20 protein-coding genes and 2 pseudogenes are annotated in these 25,090 nt (G+C 63.6%); 9 read left to right on the top strand and 13 right to left on the bottom strand.

Annotation, left to right across the window (positions count from 1 at the left end; all coding sequences use genetic code 11):
- The first annotated feature begins 114 nt into the window (after positions 1-114).
- From CQ14_RS35370 to CQ14_RS35355, 4 genes are all read left to right on the top strand, one after another.
- Positions 115-2,667, top strand: coding sequence for an ATP-dependent helicase (locus CQ14_RS35370; RefSeq protein ID WP_057862375.1), 2,553 nt, complete (start codon positions 115-117; stop codon positions 2,665-2,667).
- Between the two features lie 197 nt (positions 2,668-2,864).
- Positions 2,865-3,797, top strand: coding sequence for an ABC transporter ATP-binding protein (locus CQ14_RS35365; RefSeq protein WP_057862374.1), 933 nt, complete (start codon positions 2,865-2,867; stop codon positions 3,795-3,797).
- Entirely contained in the window at positions 3,794-4,555 is a 762-nt protein-coding gene (locus tag CQ14_RS35360; protein WP_057862373.1) for an ABC transporter permease, read from the top strand. The genes CQ14_RS35365 and CQ14_RS35360 overlap by 4 nt, the downstream gene beginning before the upstream one ends.
- A 295-nt stretch (positions 4,556-4,850) precedes the next feature.
- Positions 4,851-5,657, top strand: coding sequence for a L,D-transpeptidase family protein (locus CQ14_RS35355; protein ID WP_057862372.1), 807 nt, complete (start codon positions 4,851-4,853; stop codon positions 5,655-5,657).
- Between the two features lie 37 nt (positions 5,658-5,694).
- Here CQ14_RS35355 and CQ14_RS35350 read toward each other — a convergent pair whose 3' ends face one another.
- The 3 genes from CQ14_RS35350 to CQ14_RS35340 all read right to left on the bottom strand — a co-directional run bounded on the left by CQ14_RS35350 (position 5,695) and on the right by CQ14_RS35340 (position 8,907).
- A complete protein-coding gene (locus CQ14_RS35350) occupies positions 5,695-6,153 on the bottom strand; it encodes a DUF6691 family protein (protein ID WP_057862371.1) in 459 nt (152 codons plus the stop codon).
- Between the two features lie 3 nt (positions 6,154-6,156).
- A complete protein-coding gene (locus CQ14_RS35345; protein ID WP_057862370.1) occupies positions 6,157-6,582 on the bottom strand; it encodes a YeeE/YedE family protein in 426 nt (141 codons plus the stop codon).
- Positions 6,583-6,645: 63 nt separating this feature from the next.
- Positions 6,646-8,907, bottom strand: coding sequence for a fused MFS/spermidine synthase (locus CQ14_RS35340; RefSeq protein ID WP_057862369.1), 2,262 nt, complete (start codon positions 8,905-8,907; stop codon positions 6,646-6,648).
- 182 nt (positions 8,908-9,089) lie between these two features.
- Here CQ14_RS35340 and CQ14_RS35335 point away from each other — a divergent pair, with 182 nt between their 5' ends.
- Entirely contained in the window at positions 9,090-10,691 is a 1,602-nt protein-coding gene (locus CQ14_RS35335) for a phytoene desaturase family protein (RefSeq protein WP_057862368.1), read from the top strand.
- A gap of 65 nt (positions 10,692-10,756) precedes the next feature.
- Here CQ14_RS35335 and CQ14_RS44205 read toward each other — a convergent pair whose 3' ends face one another.
- Together CQ14_RS44205 and CQ14_RS35330 are read right to left on the bottom strand one after the other, a co-directional pair.
- Positions 10,757-10,912, bottom strand: a complete 156-nt coding sequence (locus CQ14_RS44205) for a hypothetical protein (protein WP_156435783.1) — start codon at positions 10,910-10,912, stop codon at positions 10,757-10,759.
- 426 nt (positions 10,913-11,338) lie between these two features.
- The gene (locus tag CQ14_RS35330) at positions 11,339-11,500 is read right to left on the bottom strand and encodes a Flp family type IVb pilin (protein ID WP_057862367.1); all 162 of its coding nucleotides are present in this window, start codon (positions 11,498-11,500) and stop codon (positions 11,339-11,341) included.
- 205 nt (positions 11,501-11,705) lie between these two features.
- Here CQ14_RS35330 and CQ14_RS35325 point away from each other — a divergent pair, with 205 nt between their 5' ends.
- The gene (locus CQ14_RS35325; RefSeq protein WP_057862366.1) at positions 11,706-12,596 is read left to right on the top strand and encodes a 50S ribosomal protein L11 methyltransferase; all 891 of its coding nucleotides are present in this window, start codon (positions 11,706-11,708) and stop codon (positions 12,594-12,596) included.
- 4 nt (positions 12,597-12,600) lie between these two features.
- Here the strand turns inward: CQ14_RS35325 and CQ14_RS35320 are convergent, their stop codons facing one another.
- Entirely contained in the window at positions 12,601-12,792 is a 192-nt protein-coding gene (locus tag CQ14_RS35320) for a hypothetical protein (protein WP_057862365.1), read from the bottom strand.
- 188 nt (positions 12,793-12,980) lie between these two features.
- On the opposite strand from CQ14_RS35320, the gene CQ14_RS35315 reads away from it, so the two are divergent.
- The 3 genes from CQ14_RS35315 (at position 12,981) to CQ14_RS35305 (ending at position 17,316) form a co-directional block, all read left to right on the top strand.
- On the top strand, positions 12,981-14,816 hold the full coding sequence (locus CQ14_RS35315; RefSeq protein WP_057862364.1) for an aminopeptidase P family protein: 1,836 nt from the start codon (positions 12,981-12,983) through the stop codon (positions 14,814-14,816).
- Between the two features lie 256 nt (positions 14,817-15,072).
- Entirely contained in the window at positions 15,073-16,350 is a 1,278-nt protein-coding gene (locus CQ14_RS35310) for a multidrug effflux MFS transporter (protein ID WP_057862363.1), read from the top strand.
- A gap of 360 nt (positions 16,351-16,710) precedes the next feature.
- On the top strand, positions 16,711-17,316 hold the full coding sequence (locus CQ14_RS35305) for a WG repeat-containing protein (RefSeq protein WP_245320765.1): 606 nt from the start codon (positions 16,711-16,713) through the stop codon (positions 17,314-17,316).
- Positions 17,317-17,334: 18 nt separating this feature from the next.
- Here the strand turns inward: CQ14_RS35305 and CQ14_RS47960 are convergent, their stop codons facing one another.
- From CQ14_RS47960 to CQ14_RS35275, 7 genes and pseudogenes are all read right to left on the bottom strand, one after another.
- Positions 17,335-17,910 carry a DUF4291 domain-containing protein gene (locus tag CQ14_RS47960; protein ID WP_057862361.1) on the bottom strand — a complete coding sequence of 192 codons (576 nt, stop codon included), beginning with the start codon at positions 17,908-17,910 and terminating at the stop codon, positions 17,335-17,337.
- Positions 17,911-18,039: 129 nt separating this feature from the next.
- Positions 18,040-20,190 carry an NAD-dependent DNA ligase LigA gene (gene ligA, locus CQ14_RS35295; protein WP_057862360.1) on the bottom strand — a complete coding sequence of 717 codons (2,151 nt, stop codon included), beginning with the start codon at positions 20,188-20,190 and terminating at the stop codon, positions 18,040-18,042.
- Positions 20,191-20,200: 10 nt separating this feature from the next.
- Entirely contained in the window at positions 20,201-21,874 is a 1,674-nt protein-coding gene (gene recN, locus CQ14_RS35290) for a DNA repair protein RecN (RefSeq protein WP_057862359.1), read from the bottom strand.
- Between the two features lie 13 nt (positions 21,875-21,887).
- Positions 21,888-22,254: pseudogene (locus CQ14_RS47290) on the bottom strand (outer membrane protein assembly factor BamD); the annotation flags it as partial.
- A 54-nt stretch (positions 22,255-22,308) separates the two neighbouring features.
- The coding region (gene bamD, locus CQ14_RS47285; RefSeq protein WP_245320764.1) for an outer membrane protein assembly factor BamD at positions 22,309-22,813 on the bottom strand (505 nt) is incomplete at its 3' end.
- A 333-nt stretch (positions 22,814-23,146) separates the two neighbouring features.
- Entirely contained in the window at positions 23,147-24,106 is a 960-nt protein-coding gene (gene lpxC, locus CQ14_RS35280; RefSeq protein ID WP_057862358.1) for a UDP-3-O-acyl-N-acetylglucosamine deacetylase, read from the bottom strand.
- A 340-nt stretch (positions 24,107-24,446) separates the two neighbouring features.
- Positions 24,447-25,090 (bottom strand): annotated as a pseudogene (locus CQ14_RS35275) (cell division protein FtsZ); the annotation flags it as partial.

Below are 25,090 nucleotides of genomic sequence, written 5' to 3'. Positions count from 1 at the left end.
CGGGATAAAACCTGTCAAAACGGCCTGATAGCCCCTATATGACCCTTAATCCCTGCTATGAAGGCTCCCCTTTACCGCCTCACGGTGCCATCGTGGGGCCGAGACGATTCGACCATGACCGAGCCGAGCAAACTGCCGCATCGCGGCGTCCCCGAGCACCAGCCCGCGGCTGGCGGCATCGCCGCGCGTGCGCGGGCCGCGGCCGGTCCGCAATATCTCAACGGGCTCAATCCGGAGCAGCGCGAAGCTGTTGAAACGCTGGATGGCCCGGTTCTGGTGCTGGCCGGCGCCGGCACCGGCAAGACCCGCGTGCTGACCACGCGCATCGCCCACATCCTGAGCCAGGGCCGCGCGCGGCCGCATGAAATTCTTTCCGTGACCTTCACCAACAAGGCCGCGCGCGAGATGAAGCTGCGGCTCGGCCAGATGCTCGGCCAGGCCGTGGAAGGCATGCCGTGGCTCGGCACCTTCCACTCCATCGGCGGCCGCATCCTGCGCTTCCACGCCGAACTGGTGCAGCTCAAATCCAACTTCACCGTGCTTGATGTTGACGATCAAGTCCGCCTGCTCAAGCAGCTGTTGCAGGCCGAGAACATCGACGACAAGCGCTGGCCGGCGCGCATGCTGGCCGGGCTGATCGACGGCTGGAAGAACCGCGGCCTGACGCCTTCGCAGGTGCCGGCAGGCGAAGCCGCGATGTTCGGCAACGGCAAGGGCGGCAAGCTCTACGCCACCTATCAGGAGCGGCTGAAGATCCTCAACGCCGCCGATTTCGGCGATCTGCTGCTGGAGAACATCCGGCTGTTCCGCGAAAACCCTGATGTGCTCAGGCAGTACCAGGGCCGCTTCAAGTTCATTCTGGTCGACGAATATCAGGATACGAACGTCGCGCAGTATCTGTGGCTGCGGCTGTTGTCTCAGGCGCCGGCGCGGCCGGGCTTGCCGCTGTCGGCGATCATTCCGGGGCGCATCGAAGATGCGAACCCGGAATCTCCAGATTCCGGGTCTGCGCTTTCAGCACATCCCGGAATGACGGAGACCACGGCCGCTCCATCCTCCTCTCCCCCCAAAAACATCTGCTGCGTCGGCGACGACGACCAGTCGATCTACGGCTGGCGTGGCGCCGAGGTCGACAACATCCTGCGCTTCGAACACGATTTTCCCGGCGCCAAAGTCATCCGGCTCGAGCGCAATTACCGCTCCACCGGCCATATCCTCGCCGCCGCCTCGCATTTGATCGCGCATAATGAAGGCCGACTCGGCAAGACGCTGCGCACCGAGGATGTCGATGGCGAGAAGGTCACCGTCACCGGCTCCTGGGATTCGGAAGAGGAAGCCCGCGCCATCGGCGAGGAGATCGAGGAGCTGCAGCGCGCCGGCGACAACCTCAACGAGGTCGCGATCCTGGTGCGCGCCTCGTTCCAGATGCGCGAGTTCGAAGACCGCTTTGTCACCCTCGGCCTGCCCTATCGCGTGATCGGCGGTCCGCGCTTCTACGAGCGCGCCGAAATCCGCGACGCGCTGGCTTATCTGCGCGTGATCAATTCACCCGCCGACGACCTCGCCTTCGAGCGCATCGTCAATGTCCCGAAGCGCGGGCTGGGCGACGCCACCGTGCAGTTGCTGCATGACCATGCCCGCAAGCGGCGCATGCCGCTGTTCGAAGCTGCGCGCGCCGTGGTCGAGACCGACGAGTTGAAGCCGAAGGCGCGCGGGAGCTTGCGCGAACTCATCCTGCAATTCGACCGCTGGCGCGCCCAGCGCGAGGTCACCGCGCATACGGAACTGGCCGAAATCGTGCTCGACGAGAGCGGCTATACCGAGATGTGGCAGAAGGACCGCTCGGCCGACGCCGCCGGGCGTCTGGACAATTTGAAAGAACTCGTGCGCTCGATGGAGGAGTTCGAGAACCTGCAGGGTTTCCTCGAACACATCTCGCTGGTGATGGACCGCGATGGCGGCGCCGAGGAAGAAGCGGTGTCGCTGATGACGCTGCATTCGGCCAAAGGGCTCGAATTCGACAACGTGTTCCTGCCCGGCTGGGAAGAAGGCCTGTTTCCGAGCCAGCGCACCCTCGACGAACAGGGCCGCGCCGGCCTCGAGGAAGAGCGCCGCCTCGCCCATGTCGGCCTGACCCGCGCCCGCCGCCGCGCCAAACTCTATTTCGCCACCAACCGCCGCATCCACGGCACGTGGTCGACCACGATCCCGTCGCGCTTCCTCGACGAGCTGCCGTCGGCCAATGTCGAGATCACGGAATCCAAGGGCGGCTCCGGCTGGGGCGGCAGCGGCGGCTATGGCCCCTCGCGTTTCGACAACGTCGAATCCTTCGGCTCCAGCTACACGACGCCCGGCTGGCAGCGCGCCCAGGCCAACCGCAATCGCAGCCAGGGCGGCCGCGGCGGTCAGGCCCGCGGCGGTTTTGAGGAAAGCCAGTCGTCATTTTCAGGCGGCTTCTCACGCAACAAGCGCGGCCCGATGGTGATCGAGGGCGAACTGGTCGCCAAATCCACTGGCACTGTTTCCGAGTTCTCGCTCGACGACCGCGTGTTTCACCAGAAGTTCGGCTACGGCCATGTGGTGAAGATCGACGGCAACAAGCTGACCATCGCCTTCGAGAAGGCCGGCGAGAAGAAGGTGGTCGATAGTTTCGTGGAGCGGGTGTAGGGCACCCTTGGCCGGGCAAGGGCAACCATACTGACGTGCCGCGGCAGGTCGCCGGCGCGTCAAAAGCAGCATAATTTTTCCGTGAGCGATTGCATTAGCAGCATTGCGTTCCTATCTCCTGGTTCCCACCCCTCTCCCGCGTCGACCCCGGCCGAAGTGCCGCTGCGCCGTTCGCCCACATCTCGTTTCAGACTGCCATGCTCGCTTCGCCACCCATCATATCCGTCTCAAATCTGTCAAAAACCTACGGCTCCGGCTTCAAGGCGCTGAACGGTATCAATCTCGATATCAGGCGCGGTGAAATCTTCGCGCTGCTCGGGCCGAATGGTGCCGGCAAGACCACGCTGATCAGCATCATCTGTGGCATCGCGAACTTGAGCGAGGGCAGCGTCAGCGTCGGCGGCCACGACATCAACAAGGATTATCGCACCGCGCGCTCGCTGATCGGCCTCGTGCCGCAGGAACTGCACACCGACTCCTTTGAAACCGTGTGGGCGACCGTCAGCTTCAGCCGCGGCCTGTTCGGCAAGCCGAAGAACCCGGCCCATATCGAAAAGGTGCTGAAGGACCTGTCGCTGTGGGACAAAAAGGATTCCAAGATCATCACGCTCTCCGGCGGCATGAAGCGCCGCGTGATGATCGCAAAGGCGCTGTCGCACGAGCCGCAGATCCTGTTCCTGGACGAGCCGACCGCGGGCGTCGACGTCGAATTGCGCAAGGGCATGTGGGACGTGGTGCGCGGCTTGCAGGCCTCCGGCGTCACCATCATCCTGACCACGCATTACATCCAGGAAGCCGAGGAGATGGCCGACCGGATCGGCGTCATCAACAAGGGCGAGATCATCCTGGTCGAGGACAAGGCCGGCTTGATGCAAAAGCTCGGCAAGAAGCATTTGAAGCTCTATCTGCAGGGCAAGGTCGACGCCATCCCCGCCTCGCTTGCCGCCTACAACCTCGAACTTTCCGACGACGGCCACGCCGTGATCTATAACTACGACACCAAGGGTGAGCGCACCGGGATCACCAGCCTGCTCGGCGACCTCCGCAATGCCGGCATCCGCATCTCCGATCTCGACACCACCCAGTCTTCGCTGGAAGACATCTTCGTCAGCCTGGTGAGGGCGCCATGAATTTCCGGGCGATTCAAGCGATCTATCTGTTCGAAATGGCCCGCACCTGGCGCACGCTGCTGCAGAGCATCGTCTCGCCGGTGGTTTCCACCTCGCTCTATTTCGTGGTGTTCGGCGCAGCGATCGGTTCGCGCATCACCGAGGTCGATGGCGTCAGCTACGGCACCTTCATCGTGCCGGGCCTCGTGATGCTGTCGGTGCTGACACAAAGCATCGCCAACGCCTCGTTCGGAATCTACTTTCCGAAATTTGTCGGCACTATTTATGAAATCCTGTCGGCGCCGGTTTCCTATATCGAGATCGTGATCGGCTATGTCGGCGCGGCCGCGACCAAATCCATCATCCTCGGCCTGATCATTCTGGCGACCGCGGCGCTGTTCGTGCCGCTGCATATCCTGCATCCCTGGTGGATGCTGACCTTCCTGATGTTGACCGCGGTGACGTTCAGCCTGTTCGGCTTCATCATCGGCATCTGGGCCGACGGTTTTGAAAAGCTGCAGATGATCCCGATGCTGGTGGTGACGCCGCTGACCTTCCTCGGCGGCAGCTTCTACTCGGTGAACATGCTGCCCTCGGGCTGGCGCACCATCACCCTGCTCAACCCGGTGGTCTACCTGATCTCGGGCTTCCGCTGGAGCTTTTACGAGATCGCCGACGTCAGCGTGGCCCTGAGTCTGGGCATGACGATCGGCTTCCTCGCCATCTGCATGACGCTGGTGTGGTGGATCTTCCGGACTGGATACCGGCTGCGGAATTGACGCGGAATGTGTAGCCCGGATGAAGCGAAGCGCAATCCGGGAAACTTGTTCAACCATCCGCGGCGTTCCCGGATTTCGCTTTGCTCCATCCGGGCTACGCGGGCCTGCTTCCCGCTCGCGAAAATGTCAGCACTTCGTGCCCCATGCGCCGTCCTGCCGCCTTGCTTGCGCCGCCGCAGGCGTTAACGATTGTACCGCAGGCCACTGGAACCAGTGCCGGTTTCCGGGCATATTCGATGCTTGGGGGACGGAGAGCCGGCGTTTTTAGTACAGGGGCCCGGAGGCCAAAGGTAAAATGCGTTCCTTCCTCATTGCCGTCACCGCCCTGACGCTGTTCGCCTCGGGCGCCGTCCAGGCCAAGGTCGCCATCACCGTCGACAAGGACAACCAGCAGATGACCGTCGCCGTCGACGGCGTCGAGCGTTACCGCTGGCCGGTATCGTCGGGTATTCCTTCGTATGAGACGCCGAACGGCAGCTTCCGCGCGTTCCGCATGGAGGAAGATCACTACTCCAAGGAATTCGACGAAGCGCCGATGCCGCACTCGATCTTCTTCACCAAGATCGGCCATGCCATCCACGGCACGGATTCGGTCAACCGCCTCGGCTCGCCCGCCTCGCACGGCTGTGTGCGGCTGTCGCGCGAGAACGCCTCAAGACTGTTCGCGCTGGTCAAGGAGCAGGGCGTGCTCAACACCACGGTGACGCTGACCGGTTCGTCGCAGGTGGCGCTGGCGCGCAATCCGCGTCGCGGCAATACGGCTGTCGCGCGCCGCGCGCCACTGCCGCAATATGAACAGCAATACGATTCAGCCGCCGGCGATCCCGTCGCGATCACGCCGCAGCAGCAGCGGCTGGCCCCGCAGGCGAGGGCTGACGACGGCTATATCTATCCCGCCGACGGTACTTCGACCGAAGCGCGCTATCCCGCGCCGCCGAGCCGCCGCGTCTACGACACCCAGGCCTATCAGCAGCAGCAGCCGCAATATTACGACAACCGCGGTTATGCGCCGGCGCCGCAGGGCTACTATTATCAGCCGCGGCAACAGTACTATCAGCCGCAGCCGCGCGGGCTGTTCGGTTATCAGAACCAGACAAATTGAAGTTGGTGCGGTCGCAGAAGGATCTGCGGCCGAGGTCTCAGCCGTCCGTCGCGCTCGCAAACTCCCGGTCGCGTTGCGAGGTTAGCCGCGACTGTTGCCAGCCGTCGTGTGCCATCATGCCGGCGGCCATCGCGACGACGAAGACGATGATCCCGGGCGACAGTGTCGCGAGGCTTTCCAGGGCCGGGCCCGGGCATAGCCCGACAAGGCCCCAGCCTACCCCGAACATCGCAGCGCCCGTCACCAGCGGCGCATCGATTCCCGATTTGCCCGGCCGGAAATATTGTCCGGCAAACCAGGGCCGCGTGCCGCGATCGGCCAGCCTGAAGCCGGGCACCGAGACCGCAAGCGCCGCAGCCATCACCACGAGCAGGCTCGGATCCCACGTGCCAAAGATATCCAGGAAGCCGAGCACCTTGGTCGGCTGCACCATGCCCGATATCAGGAGGCCCGCGCCGAACACGAGGCCGCACAACAGGGGAGCAATGATCCACATGGTTCAGCCTCCCAACACATGATGCGTGACGGCGACGGTGACGATCGCCGTCACCATGAAGATGGCCGTGGCGGCAACCGACCGCGGCGACAGCCGCGCTACGCCGCAGATGCCATGACCTGACGTGCAGCCGCCGCCAAGCCGCGTGCCGAAGCCGACCAAAAGCCCCGCTCCGATAATGACGATCCAGTTGGCAGGCAGCGCAGGTGTCGCCATGCCGTAGCCGACGAGGCCGGCGATCACGGGCGCCAGGATAAGCCCGGCAAGGAACGCAATGCGCCAACCCTTGTCCTCGCCGCGCAAGTTCAACAGGCCGCTGAAGATGCCGCTGATGCCGGCGATCCGGCCGGTCGACAACATCAGCAAGACGGCGGAAAGTCCGATCAGCGCGCCGCCGATCGCGGCCGATACGGGAGTGAAATTTTCCATCGTCGCTCCATCGGTTCAGGGCTCACCATGATCATAGGCGTGCCCTGCCCGGCTGCAAGGCGGCTATTCTTCGCCCTTTCTGAGCCGCCGCCACACCGCGCCCAGCACGTTGGAATAGTCGTCCGTCCAGACCCGCTGGTCGTCCTCGACCTCCGTGAGCGCCCATTGATCCGACGACGCCAGCTTGCCGACATCGGTCTCTTCGCGCGCCGAGACCACGACCGAGGTCGAGAAGATATATTCGCTGTCGCGGCCGGTATCCTCGCTGTAGACCCAGCTTTTCAGATCGTTGGCGTCGGCGATGCCGACCACCACGCTCGACAGTTCCAGATGCCGGTTGGAGACGTGCATCACCACCGCGCCCTGCGGCGCCAGCTTGGACTTGTAGATCTCCATCGCCTCTTCGGTCGCCAAATGGATCGGGATCGCATCCGACGAATAGGCGTCGACGATGATCAGATCGTAGACACCGTTCGGCTCGCGCGCGAAGGTCAGCCGCGCATCGCCGATCACGGGCTCAAGATTCGGCTCGCAGACCTGGATGTAGGTGAAATATTTCGGATCGCGCGCGGTATCGACCATGGTCTGGTCGATCTCGAAGAACTTCCACTCCTCGCCGGGCTCGGACGCGCAGACCAGCGTGCCGGAGCCGAGCCCGATCACCGCCACCCGCAGAGGCGCGCCCTTGCGCTCGCGGATCGCGGTGATCGCCTGACCGATGCCGCCGTCCTTGTGGTAGTAGGTGATCGGCTCCGGCTGGCCGGTGACCGGCGTGCCGTCGTCGTTCTTGAATTTCTCGGCGCCGTGGATCGTGGTGCCGTGCATCAGCACGTGATACTGGCCGTTCGGCGTCACCACGATCTTGTGGACGCCGAAGAAGCTGCGCACGGTTTCCACCCGCCCATCGTCGGACGGATAGGCGCGCAGCAGCACCAGCGCCACCACGACGGTCGCAAAGATCTTCCAGCGGTTGGCGTTGAGCGAAAGCGCCAGCAACGCAGCCAGCACGCCGACCGCGCCGATCATCCAGACGCGATGGTCTTCCAGCCAGTTGAATACCTTCCCGGTCGACCATGTCGGCACGAGCAGCGCCACCGCCAGTGCGGCGAGGAACGGCCAGTACCAGCGGCTCCAGCGCGGCAGGCGTTCATTGCCGGGCGGCCGACACAGCGCCGCCAGCGCCAGCAGGATCGGATACTCCGCGACCCATGAGAAGGTGAACGGCGCAATCAGGCCGGCGAACAAGCCGCCAACCATGCCGCCGAACGACAACGCGACATAGAAGCCGGTGAGATATTTCGCTGCGGGGCGCGTGCGCGCCAATTCGCCATGGCAGGCGATCGCAATGACGAAGAAGCAGAGCTGATGCCCGCCGAGCGTCAGCAGCAGATTCTGCTCGCCGCCGACCGCGAGCAGCACCACGACGCCCGCGATCGCCAGCGGCTGCGCCAGCAGCATCCACTTATGGGGAAGCAATGGCCGCGACTGGAACACCAGCACCCAGGTCAACAGATAGAGCGACAGTGGCAGCACCCACAGCAGAGGGGCCGCGGCGACGTCGGTGGAAATATGCGCGGTCACCGCGATCAGGAGCCCCGACGGCACGGCGGCCAGAAAGATCCAGCGTGCACGCTGCAGCCAGGATGGCGCCGGCGCGTCGGCATCTTCGGCCGGCATGTTCAGTTCCGCCGCCTTCGCCGGCGAGCGCAGCAGCAGTACGCCGCAGGTTGCGATCAACACGATCAGCAGGCCGTAACCGCCGGTCCAGATCAAATTCTGCGTGCGCAGCGTGAACATCGGCTCCAGCAGCACCGGATAGGACAACAGCGCCAGGAAGCTGCCGATATTCGAGGAAGCGTAGAGAAAGTACGGATCGGGACCGTTGGGGTGCCCGGTGCGGACGAACCAGGCCTGCAGCAGCGGATTGTTGGCGGCGAGCGCAAAGAACGGCAACCCGATCGACACCGCGAACAGGCCGAGCAGCCAGACCGCATAACCCGATGTCGGCGGATCGCCCCACCCGCTCGCAATCGACAGCGGCAGTGTCAGCATCGCAACCGCAAGCAGCACGAGATGAACCGCCACCGGAATCGTGCGGCTGCGGAGCTGCATCAGGAAATGCGCATAGGCGTAGCCGCCGAGTAGCAGCGACTGGAAGAACACCATCGCCACCGACCACACCGCCGGCGAGCCTCCGAGCCGCGGCAGCACCATCTTGGTGAACAGGGGCTGCACCGAAAACAGCAGCAGCGCGCTGACGAAGATCGCGGCGGTATAGACGACCAGCACCAGCCGGTTTCGCGAGGCAGACGGCTCAAAAGTCATGAAAGCTCCGGCTTGGACCCGGCAGGAGCCGGCGGGATTCCGGCGGATTTATGCCAGAGGGGCGGATTGGAACATATGGCGACATGACGGGCAATGCAGGATAAGGAGGGGCGTTCCGGGGCGGTGCGACGCATCGAACCCAAAATGACGAATCCCTCTAATCAAACCTTCTTGAAGCGGACATGAACGAATCCGAAATCGTCATCATCGGTGCGGGGCATAACGGCCTCACCTGCGCGGCCTATCTGGCGATGGCCGGCCTGCGCGTGAAAGTTGTCGAGCGCCGCAAGGCGGTCGGCGGTGCCGCGGTGACGGAAGAATTCCATCCTGGTTTCCGCAATTCGGTGGCCGCCTATACGGTCAGCCTGCTCAACCCGCAGATCATCGCCGACCTCAAGCTCGCTGAACACGGCTTGCGAATCGTCGAGCGGCGCGCGCAGAATTTCCTGCCCGCGCCCGATCGCAGCTATCTGCTGACCGGCGAAGGCCGCACGCAGGCCTCGGTCGAGAAACTCAGCAACCATGATGCCACGCGTATCGACGCCTTCTCGCGCGAACTGGACGCCATCGCCGACGTGCTGCGGCAATTCGTGCTGCGCGCGCCACCGAACCTCGTCGAGGGGTTTGGCATCGGCGCGATCCGCGAGGCCTTCAATGCGATGGGCACGGCCGGCATCCTGCGCAAGCTCACGATCGAACAGCAGCGCAGCCTGCTCGACCTGTTCACGCGCTCGGCCGGCGAAATGCTGGACGAGCGTTTCGAGAACGACCTGGTGAAGGCGCTGTTCGGCTTCGACGCCATCGTCGGCAATTACGCCAGCCCCTACGCCGCCGGCTCCGCCTATGTGATGCTGCATCATGCGTTCGGCGAGGTGAACGGCAAGAAGGGCGTGTGGGGTCATGCCATCGGCGGCATGGGCGCGATCACGCAGGCGATGGCGCGTGCGGCGCGCGGGGCCGGCGCCGAGATCGAAACCGAGGCCGGCGTGCGCGAGGTGATCGTCGAGGGTGGCCGCGCTACGGGCGTGGTCCTCGACAATGGCGAGGTCATTCGCGCGAAATATGTCGTCTCCGGCGTCAATCCGAAATTGCTGTATACGCGGCTGGTGCCGTCAGGCGCGCTGGCGCCGGAATTCCTCGAGCGCATGACACGCTGGCGCAACGCATCAGGCACTTTCCGGATGAATGTCGCGCTGAACGCGCTGCCTTCCTTCACCGCCCTGCCCGGCGCCGGCGATCATCTCACCGCCGGCATCATCCTCGCGCCGAGCCTCGGTTACATGGACCGCGCCTGGCTCGACGCGCGCAGCCATGGCTGGAGCCGCGAGCCTGTCGTGGAAGTGCTGATCCCCTCGACGCTCGACTCCTCGCTCGCGCCTGATGGACAGCATGTCGCGAGCCTGTTCTGCCAGCATGTCGCACCGGAATTGCCGGACGGGAAATCATGGGACGATCATCGCGAAGAAGTCGCCGACCTCATGATCGCGACCGTGGATAAATATGCGCCGGGTTTCGCAGCCAGCGTCATCGGCCGCCAGGTGCTGTCACCGCTGGATCTGGAACGGCAATTCGGACTGCTCGGCGGCGACATCTTCCACGGCGCGCTGACGCTCAACCAATTGTTCTCGGCGCGGCCGATGCTGGGTCATGCCGATTATCGCGGGCCACTGAAGGGGCTCTACCATTGCGGCTCGGGCGCGCATCCCGGCGGCGGCGTCACCGGCGCCCCCGGCCACAACGCTGCGAAGGTGATCCTGGGCGATCACCGCGCGCTGTTCGGATAGGCACAACGCACAAGGCGCAACGCCGGCTTCGGCGTCGCGCCTTGCGAAACGATCGGATTACGGGATCAGACGGCGTCGTACGCTTCAATCGGAAGCGAACGCGTTTCGAGCATCGACGTCGTGAATGAAGGCGTTGCGCCGCCGGAGGTGGTGGCCGACGGATAGCTGACATACGCGCTCAGGGCGCACATCAAGGCAATCACTGCAGTAATCTTCATCATATGAATTCCCCCTGTGTTCGCCGTTTTCCGGCATGCCCCATGCGTAGGCGCGGCAATTTAATGTGCGGTTCCATTGGAACAGCGGTGCGGCAACCAATTAGAAGCGCGGTAAATCGGGGGTGCACGAAACGTGGCGAACGGGATCTCAACCCGCTTTGGCCGCTCATCTTCCGCCTCGAATACGGAGCGGATGTGGACAAGCTGTGGACTGTCGGTGGGTAACCAGCCGAAAAAGCCTGTGGATGGCTTGTCGAAAACCCGCCGAAGCAGCGGTGGAAAGCATCGGCACGGCTACAGGGATAACCGGATCAACAACGCCCGGCTCGACTGTGGATAAGCGGTGGAAATGACCGACGACGCCGGCCAAAAAATAACGGGACCGGGCGCTCGACGCGCCTGGTCCCGAAACGCCCCCGAATTTGGCAATTACTTCAGCGAGCTGCTGATGGTATCGAAGTTCGTGCTCAGCTTGGTGCCGAGACCGTTCACGGCGGTGATGATCGCAATCGCGATACCTGCTGCGATCAGGCCATACTCAATGGCCGTGGCGCCCGACTCGTCCTTAAAGAATGACTTAATGATCGACATTGGTTGGTTCCGACCCTGGGTTGATGTTCGCGGAACCGAGGTTCCCCCTGCAGTTCCTGTGCGGGAACCTACGGAGATGAATCTAAGATCGCTCTAACATCAGACCCGCAACTTTTCCGAGTATTACAACGTGAAATTTGCTCAAATTTGAATGAATCACCCCCTGCCATCAATCGCGACACTCTCGTTTTCTCCAGGTTCTTCAATGACTTACCTCACGCCTACACACCGCGTCAATTTTGCCGTCGGTGACGAGCATGCAGCCAAGGGTGTCGTTGATGTCCTGACTGAAATTTTTTTTGAAGGCCAGGCCGCGGTCGCCGCGTTCGAACGGCCGGACGGGAGATGGGACGTCACGGTGCATTTTGCGGAAGCACCCGACCAGGTGCTGATGCGCGAACTCGTGGCCAATGCCGCCGGCGCTGACATCGCCGCGGGCATCGTCTTCGACACGGTCGAGGCCAAGGATTGGGTCAAGGCCAGCCTCGAAGACCTCGTTCCCGTCCCCGCCGGGCGCTTCGTCGTCCACGGCCAGCATGACCGCGAGCGGGTCGCGCTCAACAAGCTGGGCATCGAGATCGAAGCGGCGCTGGCGTTCGGCACCGGCCATCACGGCACCACGCGCGGCTGCCTGCTGCTGCTTGATCATGTCCTGAAAGCCTGGCGCCCGCGCCGCGTGCTCGATCTCGGCACCGGCACCGGCGTGCTGGCGATCGCAGCGGCCAAGGCGCTGCATGAAACGATCCTGGCCAGCGATATCGATCCGCCCTCGGTGCAGGTCGCGCGCGACAACGCGCGGCTGAACGTGGCGGGACATCTGGTGCGGGCGGTCCGCGCCACCGGCTTCTCGGCGCCGCAGTTTGCACAGGCCGCGCCGTTCGATCTGGTGCTGGCGAATATTCTCGCCAATCCGTTGCGGCAATTGGCGGGGCCAATGGCGCGGCACCTGGCGCCGTCGGCGCTGGTCATCCTCTCAGGACTGCTGACGCCGCAGGCGCCCGCCGTCATCGCCGCCTATCGCGCCCGCGGACTGGTGCCGATCCGGCACCTGCGCATCGAAGGCTGGAGCAGCCTGCTGCTGCGCAAGGTGAACTGAAATTCTATTCGGACGGTCTGCTCCGATTGCGGGCGATGACGCCCTTCTCTTGCTGCAACGAGCGCTTGACGCGCGCCTCCGCGAACCGATCAAGTATCTGAACGATGACGCCGCGCTGTTTCTTGTTGGCTACCGGCGGGACCGGGCCACGATCGACCGGTGGTGGCGTAATCTTCTCGAACATAAAAGCAGGCATGGTGTATCCCCTCTTCGTTGAGTTGAAACACTCCTGGAGCCTCCCGGTATATTGAGCCGAACGGCCTGGGGCGCAAAACCATTCGTCCGACTAACGCGGACGGATATAATGAAGCACGGAATATGCCAAATTGTGGCCAACTCCGCCCGATTGTGGACCTTTCCACCCACCCCTAAAGTGACCCGGCGATGTTCGAAGCCCATTTCCAGACATTCGAAGAACCCGAAGGCGGCGTGGCGCTCGCCGCACGTCTTGGCACCTTTCGCGAGGAACTGGCACGGCGGAAGCTGACCGGATTTGTGATTCCACGGGCCGATCAGCAGCAAAACGAGTATGTCGCGGCATCCGAAGAGCGGCTGGCCTGGCTCACCGGCTTCACCGGCTCAGCCGGCATGGCGATCGTCCTGACGCGCGAGGCCGCGGTTTTCGTCGATGGCCGCTATACGCTGCAGGCCGCCAAGCAGGTCGACCGCAAGGCCTGGCACATCGAGCCGCTGGCCGATCCGCCGCCGGAACATTGGCTGTCCCGGCACCTTGTGGCCGGCGACCGCCTCGGTTTTGACCCGTGGCTGCACACTTCGGCGGCAGCCGAGCGCCTCGCCGCCGCCTGCGCCAAGGCGGGCGCAGAACTGATCGCGGTCGAGAGCAACCCGCTGGACCAGATCTGGACCGAGCGCCCGGCCCCGCCGCGCGGCCCTGTCGCCATTCACGGCGTGCAATTTTCCGGCGAGATCGAGGCCGAGAAGCTCAAGCGTATCCGGTTGGAGATCAACAAGCTCGGCGTTGAGGCGCTGGTGCTGTCGGATAGCCACGCGGTGGCCTGGACCTTCAACATCCGCGGCGCCGATGTCTCGCACACGCCGCTGCCTCTGTCCTACGCGCTGGTGCCGAAGGACGGCCGCCCGACCGTCTTCATCGATCACCGCAAGCTTTCCAACCTGACGCGCGACCATCTCGAACAATCCGCCGACGTCAGCGAACCCGACGCGCTGGTGCCCATGCTGACCGAGCTCGCGCGTGGCGGCGCGTCGATCGCGCTCGACAGCGCCACCGCTGCGGATGCGTTGAGCCGCCTGATCGCGGCCGCCGGGGGCAAGCCGGTGCGCGGCAACGATCCGGTGAGCCTCTTGAAGGCGGTGAAGAACATCACCGAGATCGAGGGCACGCGGACCGCGCACCAGCGCGATGCAGTGGCGCTGACGCGCTTCCTCGCCTGGATCGATCGCGAGGCGCCCTCCGGCGCGCTGACCGAGATCGACACCGTCGAGGCGCTGGAAACTTTCCGCCGCCAGACTTGCGCGCTGAAGGATGTGTCGTTTCCGACCATCGCCGGCACCGGGCCGAACGGCGCCATCGTGCATTACCGCGTCACCCGCAAGAGCAACCGGCGGATCTCGCCCGGCGATCTGCTGCTGATCGATTCCGGCGCGCAGTATGAAGACGGCACCACCGACGTCACCCGCACAATTGCGATCGGCAAGCCCACCGACGAAATGCGCGACCGCTTCACCCGCGTGCTGCGCGGCCATATCGCAATTGCCCGCGCGGTGTTTCCCGACGGCACCACCGGCGCGCAGCTCGACAGCTTTGCGCGGCAATTTCTATGGCAGGCCGGCCTCGATTTCGAGCACGGCACAGGGCACGGCGTCGGCAGCTATCTCTCGGTGCATGAAGGCCCGGCGCGCATCTCGAAACTCGGCACCACGCCGCTGAAGCGCGGCATGATCCTCTCCAACGAGCCCGGCTTTTACAAGACCGACGCCTATGGCATCCGGATCGAGAACCTCGAACTCGTCGTCGGCACCGATGTGCCGGGCGCCGAGAAGCCGGTGAACGCCTTCGAGACGCTGACGCTGGCGCCGATCGATCGCCGCCTGATCGACGTCAACATGCTGAGCGCAACGGAACTGAAATGGCTGAACGACTACCACGAGCGCGTCAACCGCGCGGTGCGTCCCCATCTCGACGACAACGCCACCAAGCTGTGGCTGGATGAAGCAACCGCGGCGCTGCTGCCGCTTTGAGCAACGGTTGCCTAGCTCACAACCGTCGTCCCCCGCGAAGGCGGGAGACCCAGTACGCCGCGGCCTGTCGATTAAATCGCTGACGTCTCTGGAATACTGGATCACCCGCCTCCGCGGGTGATGGCAGCGGAATTTGTTCGCGCGATGCATCCCCCGCCCGCCTCCCGAAATCGGCATGGCCGCATGCCGAAACATCCCTATTCCCGCTGCGCCATCTGGGTAAAAGTCAGTTCAACCAAAACAGGATCTGAACTGAATGCACGGCGTCGTGGGCAAGCCGCCCGGCGCGGCGGCGAATGCCGTTGCGACCTCGAAAATCATGCTGCTGATGCTGGTCGCGATGACCGGCGTCGCGCCGATCTCGCTTTACATGCTGGTGCCGGCGCTGCCCGTGCTGGCGACGACGTTCGGCGGCGACATCTCGGTCGCGCAGATGACGGTGTCGCTCTATATGGTCGGCATCGCCTGCTCGCAGCTCATCATGGGGCCGCTGTCGGACAAGTTCGGCCGCCGCCCGGTGCTGCTCGCCGGTCTTGCCCTGATGGTGGTGGCCAGCATCGGCTGTTCGCTGGCGCAGACGCTGCCGCAACTGATCGCCGCGCGCTTCCTGCAGGCGCTGGGCGGCGCTACCGGCATGGTGGTGAGCCGCGCCATCATCCGCGACCTCTATCATCGCGACCGCATCAGTTCCATGATCAGCCTCGTCATCGCCGTCATGATGATGGCGCAGATGCTGAGCGCACTCGTCGGGGGTTTGCTGGAGACGGCATTCGGCTGGCGCGCCATCTTCTATTTCATCACGGCGGCTTCGCTCAGCGTCGCGGTGCTGATCGCTCTCGCGCTGCCCGAAACGCGCCGCGTCCGCAGCGAGAGCAGCAGCTTTCGCGGCGATCTCGGCAGCCTGATCCGCAACCGCGCCTTCATCGGCTATGTGCTGTGCCAGGTGCTGGCTTCGCAGATCATCTTCATGTTCGCCGGCGGCGGACCCTACATCGTGGTGACGCAGATGGGCCGCACCACGGCCGAATACGGCGCCTGGTTCGCGACGACGGGTTTCGCCTATCTGATCGGCAACGTGTTCTGCGTCCGCTTCGCGCCGCGCCAGTCGCTGGAGCGGCTGATCTGGTTCGGGCTGGCACTGCAATTCGCCGGCGCCCTGTTGAATCTGATCTTCAGCCTCACCGGCACCAACCAGGCGCCGCTCTGGCTGTTCGGCACCCAGATGATCGTGATGGTCGCCAACGCCTTCGTAATGAACAACGCCGCGGCCGGCGCCATCAGCGTCCGCCCCGAAGCCGCCGGCACCGCCTCCGGCGCCATGGGCTTTCTACAGCAGGGCATCGGCGCGCTGGTCTCGCAGTTCGGCGCCTATCTCGGCGGCCACTCCACCACCACGCTGCCGCTGACGGCGGCCGTCTTCGCGCTCTCGATCGCGTGTGCGGCCACGATGTTCTTCATCGTGCCGCGGCGGGACGTTGTGGTGAGCGAGGAGTTGGTGAAAAAGGCAGAGGAGGAAGAATCGGGGATGCTGTGAGATTGCCAGCACCGCGGCATCAGGACCACACAACTTCTCCACCCGCTTGCCGCGCGTACCTCTCGCGCGGCTCTCGCGTCCACCGCATCTCACCGCGCGTTCGTGACGATGGCCAACGCCGATCATCTGCCGTGAGACGGGCGGAGTTATGCGGCCGATTTGCCTGACCTGTTAGGAGGAATATTTTTCCTGAGGGGCAGGACAGAATTTCGGTGATTTGTCCGTCGTACTAATTGGTCGCACCCGACGACGTCATTTCGTCGTTGCGAACCGAGCAAATCGATCCATCACTTTCTGCTGCAATGGATTGCTTTGCTCGAAATGACGACTGGAACAGTCCGCCCACAACGAGGGTGCATGATGCCGGATTTTCTCAAGATTATTGTACTGAGCGCTCTGCTTGCACTCTCGTCCAAGTCGGTCATGGCAATAGATCAGGGCACCGCTACGCCAGCGGTCTTCGACTGCTGGGAGCCCGAGCGCATTTTCAGGCAATGCGCGGCAACCGGCCCCGACGGGCGGATGCGCTTGAAGCGAGCCTATTTGGCTCGACTTCGATATGACCGTGGGCTGGCTTCCGTCATGTTGTTTGTTGAGACCGACAAGCAAAATTTCCAATGGTATTACGTTCGACGTGGCGTCATCCCAGTGCCGGTTGAATCAATGGACAGCGGCCCGGACCGTTTCGAGGATGGTCTCGCGCGGGCGCGGGTCGGCGGCAAGATTGGGTATATCGACCGCAAACTCAATCTCGTGATCCCGGCGATATATGACGGAGCCTATCCATTCAGGGATGGAGTTGCTATTGTCTGCACGGCTTGCACTTATGTCCCTGACACCACTGCCACCGAGGGTGCGCATGAGCGTGGCGGATACGCGGGCGGGCAATGGGGACACATCGACCGCAGGGGACGAGCGGTCTCGCCCTTCCGGTCGTACGAGGAATATCAGCTCGATTTCAAGTGACGGCCGAACGCTTGTGATTTATCCGAAAACTGAATCGTAGGGGTGTTCGACCGGTAATCTTGCTCGAGCCTGATCCAGTTCATTGCGCTTCACCAAGTCGTAAATAGCGTGCGCGGCCTCCGTAATGTCGGTGATTTTCCGTATCCACTGGTTGACGTAGAGCGAGACGGCCTCTCCGCTGATCCCGATCTGGATGGCGCGATGGGATAGCGGCTGAAGATACAGATCGCGCTCCGGGTCCCATTGAATCCGCACCGGCGAACTGGCCTTCAGCCTGGTCCAGTCTTCATTGCTCATCGAGGGTTCGGGGTGGCTGGAGCAGCTATGCGCGAGGGCCCAGTGAAACCCTTCCCGGCTGATGTCGATTGCGAGAATCCGGCGCTGGCCAGAATCCTTGTAGCCCCATCCGGCACGATACATCATCCAGAGGAACGACGGCTTTATCCATGTCATCCGCTCCATCTTGAACGGCGGAGAAACGAACGTGCCACGAGCGAGAGCCGCGTCCGCAATCTCGTCGCCGTAGGCTTGATACACACGTATCGTGTGCTCGTCATAGACGGCTCGAATCTGTCGTTCGGGAATATCGTTCATTGGCAACTCTCCCTCCCCGTCATTGCGAGCGAAGCGAAGCAATCCACTTATCCGCTTGCGGCGCAGNTCGCTTCGCTCCCTTGCACAAACGCTTCGCGTTTGTCGCAGGCAATGACGGTGAGAGACCCCTCACTCCCCGATCAGTTTCAGCCACTCATCCTCGGTCAGCACCTGCACGCCGTGCTTCTTCGCCTCAGCGAGCTTTGACCCCGCGCCGGGTCCCGCAACGACGTAGTCCGTCTTCTTCGACACCGAACCGGCGGCCTTGGCCCCAAGACGTTCGGCGGTCGCCTTGGCCTCGTCGCGCGTCATCTTTTCCAGCGATCCCGTGAACACCACGGTCTTGCCGGCGACGGCCGAATTGCTCTTCGGCTTTTCGGCGTCGATGATCTCTTCGAGCTCTTTGGTCAGGCGCTCGACGATACCGCGGTTGTGGTTCTCGCCGAAATAGGCGGCGACGCTCTTGATCACGGTGTCGCCGATCTGGTCCAGCGCGTCCATCTCCGCGATGGTCTCCTCGTCACCCTTCGCGACCATGAGGCAGGCGTCGTGAAACGCCTTCCAGGAACCGTAGCCTCGCGCCAGCGCCAGCGCCGTGGTCTCGCCGACATGGCGCATGCCGAGCGCATAGATGAAGCGCTCCAGCGCAATGCGGCGGCGGTTTTCGATCGCGGCAAACAGATTGCGCACCGAAGTTTCGCCGTATCCCTCGATCTCTTCGAGCTTGAGCTTGGCGTTGCGCTTCGGCAGCGTGAAGATGTCAGCCGGTTCAGTCACCCATCCTTCATCGAAGAAATGCTGAAGCTGTTTTTCGCCGAGGCCATCGATGTCGAACGCGCGGCGCGACACGAACAATTTGAGATGCTCGATCTTCTGGAACGGACAGGCGAACTCGCCGGTGCAGCGGGCACGCGAGCCTTCCTCGCCGGCCGCCGTCTCCTCGCGCACGACGTCGGTGTGCAGCGGGCACGGGCACTTCTTCGGGAAGTGAAATTCCTTTGCGCCCTTCGGCCGCTTGTCGATCACGACATCGACCACCTGCGGGATCACGTCACCGGCGCGCTGGATCACGACCGTGTCGCCGATCCTGATGTCGCGGCCCTCGCGCAATACTTCGCCCTTGTTGCCGATACCCTTGATGTAATCCTCATTGTGCAGCGTGACGTTCTGCACGATGACGCCGCCGACGCCGACCGGCTCCAGCTTGCCGACCGGCGTGAACGAGCCGGTGCGGCCGACCTGGATTTCGATGTCGCGCAGCACCGTCATCGCGCGTTCGGCCGGGAATTTGTGCGCGACGCCCCAGCGCGGCGTGCGCGAAACGAAGCCGAGCCGCTCCTGCCAATCGATGCGGTCGACCTTGTAGACGACGCCGTCGATGTCGTAGTCGAGCTCGGCGCGCTGCTCCTCGATCTTGCGGTGGAAGGCGATGAGCTGATCGACCGAATGACACAGCTTGGTCAGCGGATTGGTCTTGAAGCCGCAGCGCTCGAACCAATGGATCATGCCGGTCTGCGTATTCTCCGGCATCGCGCTCATCTCGCCCCAGGCATAGGCAAAGAAGCCGAGCGGCCGCGAGGCGGTGATGCCCGGGTCCTTCTGCCGCAGTGAACCGGCGGCGGAATTTCTCGGGTTGGCAAAAATGGTGTCGCCGGCGGCCTTCTGGCGTTCGTTCAGCGCGAGGAACGCCTTCTTGGTCATGTAGACTTCGCCGCGGACCTCGCAGATATCAGGGATGTTGCGGCCCTTCAGCTTCTGCGGGACGTCTTCCAGCGTGCGGATGTTCGCCGTGACATCCTCACCCTCCGCGCCGTCACCGCGCGTCGCGGCGGTGACGAGTTCGCCGCCCTCATAGCGCAGCGACATCGACAGCCCGTCGATCTTCGGCTCGGCGGAAAAATCGATCTTGTCGTCGCTGAGCTTGAGAAAGCGCTCGATACGGCCGACGAAGTCGATCACATCCTGCTCGGCAAAGGCATTGTCGAGCGACAACATCGGCAAGGAGTGACGGACTTTCTTGAAGCGCCCCGAGGGCGCCGCACCCACCTTTTGCGATGGCGAATCCGAACTGACGAATTCGGGGAAACGCTTCTCGATCGCATTGAAGCGCTGGCGCAACGCATCGTATTCGGCGTCGGTCACGCTCGGCGCATCGTCCTGGTAGTAGCGCTTGTCGTGCCCTTCAAGTTCCAGCGTCAGCCGCGTGTGCTCGACCTTGGCCTGCGCCTTGGTGAGCTTTTCGACGTCGGGGAGCGCCTTTGCTTTTGCTGCTTTGGCCATGACGCTGAAACTACGCCGTCGCCGCGCGCAACAACCGCTCCGCCGCCGCCCTCGCCTCGGCGGTGATCTCCGCGCCCGCCAGCATGCGGGCGATTTCCTCGCGGCGGTGGTCGGCGGCGAGCGCGTTGACGCGGGTGGCGACGCGCTTGCCCTTGTCGAGTGCGTCCTTGGAAATGAGCAGATGCTGGCTGGCGCGAGCGGCGACCTGCGGCGCGTGCGTCACTGCCATCACCTGCACCTGGCCTGCGAGCCGGGCCAGCCGCGAGCCGATCGCATCCGCCACCGCGCCGCCGACGCCGGTATCGATTTCATCGAACACCAATGTCGGCGCTGAACCACGGTCGGCCAACACCACCTTGAGCGCCAGCAGGAAGCGCGACAACTCGCCCCCGGAGGCGACCTTCATCAGCGGTCCCGGTTTGGTCCCCGGGTTGGTCTGCACCCAGAATTCGACGCGGTCGATGCCTTGCGGCCCCGGCGACTTCGCATCCGCCTCGACCTGCGTCGTGAACTTCGCACGCTCGAGTTTCAGCGGTGCCAGCTCGGCATTGACGGCCTTGTTGAGTTTTTCGGCGGATTTGATCCGCGCCGCGGACAATTTTTCGGCCGCCGCGCCATAGCGCTGATCGGCCTCATTGGCCGCTGCTTCCAGCTTCTTCAGCCGGTCCGCGCCGGCGTCAATCAGCGCAACGTCGGAGACGAATTTCGCGGCGAGCGCCGCCAGACCATCGACCGGTGTCGAATATTTCCGCGAGGCGGCGCGCAGCGCAAACAGCCGCTCCTCGATGCGCTCGAGCTCGGCCGGATCGAAATCGGCCGCAACGAGCGCTGCGCTGAGATGCTGGTCCGCCTCTTCCAGCGCGTTGATCGCGATGTCGATCGCCCTCACCGCGGGCTCAACCAGCGCCGGCGAATTGGCGGCCCGGCGTTCGAGGCGGCGCACCGCGGCGGCCAGTGCCGGCACCGGCGAGTTGTTGCCGCCGACCGCCTCGTGCGCCTCGCGCAGGTCGCTGGCGATCTTCTCGCCCTGCATCATGATGGTGCGGCGTTCGGCGAGCGTCGTCTCCTCACCATCCTTCGGCTTCAACGTCTTCAATTCGTCAGCGGCGTGGCGCAGATAATCCGCCTCGCGCGCGGCGCGCTCCATGCTGGCGCGATGCTCGCCCAGCGCGTGATTCGCGGTGCGCCGCGCCTCCCACAGCGTTTCCAGCGCCGCGACCTCTTTCTCCAGCCCGGCAAAGGCGTCGAGCAACTGCCGGTGCGTCGAGGCATCGACCAGCGCACGCTCGTCATGCTGGCCGTGAATCTCGACCAGGACGGCGCCGACGGCTTTCAGGGTCTGCACGCTGATCGACTGGTCGTTGATGAAGGCGCGGGTGCGGCCGTCGGCAAGCTGCACGCGGCGGAGAATCATCTCGCCGGTATCGTCGAGGCCGTTCTCGGAAAGGATCTTTGTCGCCGGATGGCCCTTGGGCACATCGAAGGTGGCGGTCACCTGGCCCTGCTCCGCGCCGTGACGAACCAGGCCCGAATCACCGCGGCCGCCGAGCGCCAGCGCGAAGGCATCGAGCAGGATGGATTTACCCGCGCCGGTTTCGCCGGTCAGCACCGCGAGGCCACGGGAGAATTCGATATCGAGCCGTTCGATCAGGACGATGTCACGGATCGACAGACGCGCCAGCATGCGAAGTAAATTCCTAACCGCGACCCATATTGGTCAAGGAACCGAGACCCATCTTCTTGAAGGCCCTGGAAATATAGGAACCCTTGTTCTCGCTCGGCTCGAGACCGCCCGACTTTACAAGATTATAGGCGTCCTTGTACCAGCGGCTGTCAGGAAAATTGTGCCCAAGTACGGCCGCTGCCGTCTGCGCCTCGCCGACAATGCCGATCGACATATAGGATTCGGTCAGGCGCGCCAGCGCTTCCTCGACATGCCGCGTGGTCTGATAGCGGGTAACGACCGTTTTGAATCGGTTGATGGCGGCGGTGTAGTCCTTCTTTTCCAAATAGTAGCGGCCGACATCCATTTCCTTGCCGGCGAGCTGGTCGCGCGCGCCTTCGNAGCTTGGCCTTGGCGGAGTTGGCATATTCCGAGGTCGGATATTTGCGAATCANCCTCTTCCAGCGCCGCGATCGCCTTTTCGGTGCGGGCCTGGTCGCGAGAGATGTCCGGGATCTGGTCGTAATGCGAGGCCGCGATCAGGTATTGCGCGTAGGCCGCATCGGGGCTGCCGGGATGCAGCGTGACGTAACGGGTCGCAGCGCCGATGCAGCTGTCGTAGTCGCCCTGGTTGTAAAAGGAATAGGCCGACATCAGCAGCGATTTGCGCGCCCAGTCCGAATAAGGATGCTGGCGGTCGACTTCCTCGAATTTCTTCGATGCCGCCTTGTTATCCTTGCGCTGGTTCATCAGGTACAAGCCCTCATTGTAGAGCTTGTCCGCGGGCTCCTCGTTGAAGGTGTCGTCCTTCTGGGTGAACTTGTCCCACAGCGCGCCGGTGCCGCAGCCGCTGAGGGGAATCGCAAGCGCAATCAGGCCGGCTGCCAGCCGCAGCGACCGCCCGAGGCTGGAAAGCCTGAGTGATTTGTTGGGTTCAAGCGTCATACGCTGTGCCGACATGGAATCTGTAACCTGACGCCCTGTGATGCGACTGATGATTGAGCCCGCCCGTCCGTGAACCGTCGTCATGGACGCCATATTCCCCGTGCCCAATGCGTTTGGTGCCAAATTCTTCAAGGCCCCGTGGCGCACTCTCGTGCAACCGAGGGTCTCTGTAGCCGAAAAATGGTCCTCGACCAACCGAATACGCAGCCAATTCGCCCGGATTAAGGCGGCTGGCCGGCCTCGTTACCAATTGTGGTTATTAGGGAAAATGCGCCTATGCGGCGCAAACAGCCCGAAAATTCAGGGCTCTCGCAAAGCCGGACGTTCAGGACATTTCGCAAGCGAAAGTCAGGAAACGTCCGGGCCGTAGGCCGGAGCGATCATGCCGCCCACCATGCCTGCGCCTGCCTCGACATGGCTGCGGGGACGGCGTGCCGGCTCGGCATCGACCACCCGCCAGGCGCTGCGGTCGGCCAGCAGGGCCGTGAGCACGGCGTGATTCAGCTTGTGGCCACCGCGCACCGAACGGTAGGCGCCGAGCAGCGGCAGACCGGCCAAGGTCAGATCGCCGATCGCATCCAGCGCCTTGTGGCGGGCACATTCGTCGCTGAAGCGCAGCCCTTCGGTGTTGAGCAGACGGGTTTCGTCGAACACCACCGAGTTCTCAAAGGAGGCGCCGAGTGCAAAACCGGCACTCCAGAGCCGAGCGACCTCGTTCATGAAGCCGAAGGTCCGGGCGCGGGAAATCTCGCGGCGGAAGCTTTCAGGGTTGAGATCGAGAGAATAGTTCTGGCGGCCGAGCATCGGATTGGCGAAGTCGATTTCGACCTCGACACGGAACCCGCCCGCATGGGGGCGCAACTCGCCAAAACTGTCGCCGATCGCGACCTGCACCGGCTTCAGGATCTGGATGTAGCGGCGCGGAGCGGACTGGGTCACGATGCCGGCCTGGTCGATGGCGGCGACGAAGGCAGCCGCGCTGCCGTCCATAATCGGTACTTCGGGGCCGTCGACTTCGATGATGGCGTTGTCGACGCCCATGCCGCGCAGCGCAGCCAGCACGTGTTCGGCGGTGGAAACCAGCGGGCCTTCGCGGTCGCCGAGCACGGTAGCGAGATCGGTGGCGATGACGGATTCGGCGACGGCGGGAACTTCACGGTCGGCTTCGTCGAGGCCGGTGCGGACAAAAATAAAACCCGCATCCACAGGAGCAGGTCCAAGCGTCAGGCTGACAGGTAAACCGGAATGGACGCCAACGCCCGTTACGGTGGCTTGCGACCGAAGCGTGGTTTGACGGCTGAATTTCATCGATAACTGCCCACTACCCGACTTAACCTAAAGCTCGGAACCGCGCTTCCGCGGCGATTCGCGTTTTAGGCATCCCCAAGTCACGGCAGACCATAGTCACTGCCCTAAACCCCGCAACTCACGCTTCTTTACGGATTGTTACCCTATCTCTGCCGCATTCACGCCAAGGGTTAACCAAATTCCGGCTTGGCCGCCTCCGGTTCCAACTGTGACATTTGAGCACTTAAAGCATAATTAATGGTTTAAAATCAGTTGGTTGGCGAAGCGCCTGCCCCTCCAAAGTGAAAGGCCCCGGCTGGGTCAGCCGGGGCCTTTCGGGTCGCCTCAATTGTTACAAAGCTCAGTTGGCCTGGCGCCGGAGGAAGGCCGGGATATCAAGATGGTCGTCTCCCTGTGGCGTCGGGGCAACAGGTGCGGGGCGGCCATGGACATCCAAACCCTGCGGTGCTGGGCGCTTTGCGTACTCCGACACCGGGTCATGATTCGCCATCTGCTGGGCAACGGTCCGCTGCGGCTTGCGTTCAGGGAGCGGCGGCAGCGGCGCCATCGCAGGTCCAGAGGCACGCGCCGCGATCGGCGGCTCGTTCTCCTCGTCGCGGCGGCCGAGGCCGACATTGGCCAGCCGCTGCAGCAGCGACAGCTTGGACTTCTGCGGATGATCTTCCTCGGCTTCGCCGCGGGCCTGCCGAATCTCGGCCTGCGCCGGCATCGGGAGATCCTCGAACTTCGGCATCCGCGGCGTGCGGAGCGGCGCACGTTCGGCGGCCTGCGGGATGAACGTTTCGGGCGCAGCCGGCGGCTCGGGCTCGCGGGCGGCTTCCTTGTGATCCGGGAACAGCGTCGGCTTCTGCGCGATCGGACGCACCGTGACGTCGCCATAGGAGGCCGGCTGGATCGGCGCGGCCTGCGCCGGCTCCGTGCCAACCGCCGCAGCAATGGCGGCGAGCGCCGCGCGCTCGACGTTACCGCGCGGCGCCGGAGCCG

The organism is Bradyrhizobium lablabi, from assembly GCF_001440475.1.
GTDB classification, from domain to species: Bacteria; Pseudomonadota; Alphaproteobacteria; order Rhizobiales; family Xanthobacteraceae; genus Bradyrhizobium; species Bradyrhizobium lablabi.
Note: the sequence above shows the minus strand (reverse complement) of the source record. Positions and strands in the feature narration are given on the sequence as shown.

Bases quoted from the DNA above. Each gene is read 5' to 3' on its own strand.
- CQ14_RS35370 (WP_057862375.1), top strand. From the start codon at position 115: ATGACCGAGCCGAGCAAACTGCCGCATCGCGGCGTCCCCGAGCACCAG.
- CQ14_RS35365 (WP_057862374.1), top strand. From the start codon at position 2,865: ATGCTCGCTTCGCCACCCATCATATCCGTCTCAAATCTGTCAAAAACC.
- CQ14_RS35360 (WP_057862373.1), top strand. From the start codon at position 3,794: ATGAATTTCCGGGCGATTCAAGCGATCTATCTGTTCGAAATGGCCCGC.
- CQ14_RS35355 (WP_057862372.1), top strand. From the start codon at position 4,851: ATGCGTTCCTTCCTCATTGCCGTCACCGCCCTGACGCTGTTCGCCTCG.
- CQ14_RS35350 (WP_057862371.1), bottom strand. From the start codon at position 6,153: ATGTGGATCATTGCTCCCCTGTTGTGCGGCCTCGTGTTCGGCGCGGGC.
- CQ14_RS35345 (WP_057862370.1), bottom strand. From the start codon at position 6,582: ATGGAAAATTTCACTCCCGTATCGGCCGCGATCGGCGGCGCGCTGATC.
- CQ14_RS35340 (WP_057862369.1), bottom strand. From the start codon at position 8,907: ATGACTTTTGAGCCGTCTGCCTCGCGAAACCGGCTGGTGCTGGTCGTC.
- CQ14_RS35335 (WP_057862368.1), top strand. From the start codon at position 9,090: ATGAACGAATCCGAAATCGTCATCATCGGTGCGGGGCATAACGGCCTC.
- CQ14_RS44205 (WP_156435783.1), bottom strand. From the start codon at position 10,912: ATGATGAAGATTACTGCAGTGATTGCCTTGATGTGCGCCCTGAGCGCG.
- CQ14_RS35330 (WP_057862367.1), bottom strand. From the start codon at position 11,500: ATGTCGATCATTAAGTCATTCTTTAAGGACGAGTCGGGCGCCACGGCC.
- CQ14_RS35325 (WP_057862366.1), top strand. From the start codon at position 11,706: ATGACTTACCTCACGCCTACACACCGCGTCAATTTTGCCGTCGGTGAC.
- CQ14_RS35320 (WP_057862365.1), bottom strand. From the start codon at position 12,792: ATGCCTGCTTTTATGTTCGAGAAGATTACGCCACCACCGGTCGATCGT.
- CQ14_RS35315 (WP_057862364.1), top strand. From the start codon at position 12,981: ATGTTCGAAGCCCATTTCCAGACATTCGAAGAACCCGAAGGCGGCGTG.
- CQ14_RS35310 (WP_057862363.1), top strand. From the start codon at position 15,073: ATGCACGGCGTCGTGGGCAAGCCGCCCGGCGCGGCGGCGAATGCCGTT.
- CQ14_RS35305 (WP_245320765.1), top strand. From the start codon at position 16,711: ATGCCGGATTTTCTCAAGATTATTGTACTGAGCGCTCTGCTTGCACTC.
- CQ14_RS47960 (WP_057862361.1), bottom strand. From the start codon at position 17,910: ATGAACGATATTCCCGAACGACAGATTCGAGCCGTCTATGACGAGCAC.
- ligA (WP_057862360.1), bottom strand. From the start codon at position 20,190: ATGGCCAAAGCAGCAAAAGCAAAGGCGCTCCCCGACGTCGAAAAGCTC.
- recN (WP_057862359.1), bottom strand. From the start codon at position 21,874: ATGCTGGCGCGTCTGTCGATCCGTGACATCGTCCTGATCGAACGGCTC.
- lpxC (WP_057862358.1), bottom strand. From the start codon at position 24,106: ATGAAATTCAGCCGTCAAACCACGCTTCGGTCGCAAGCCACCGTAACG.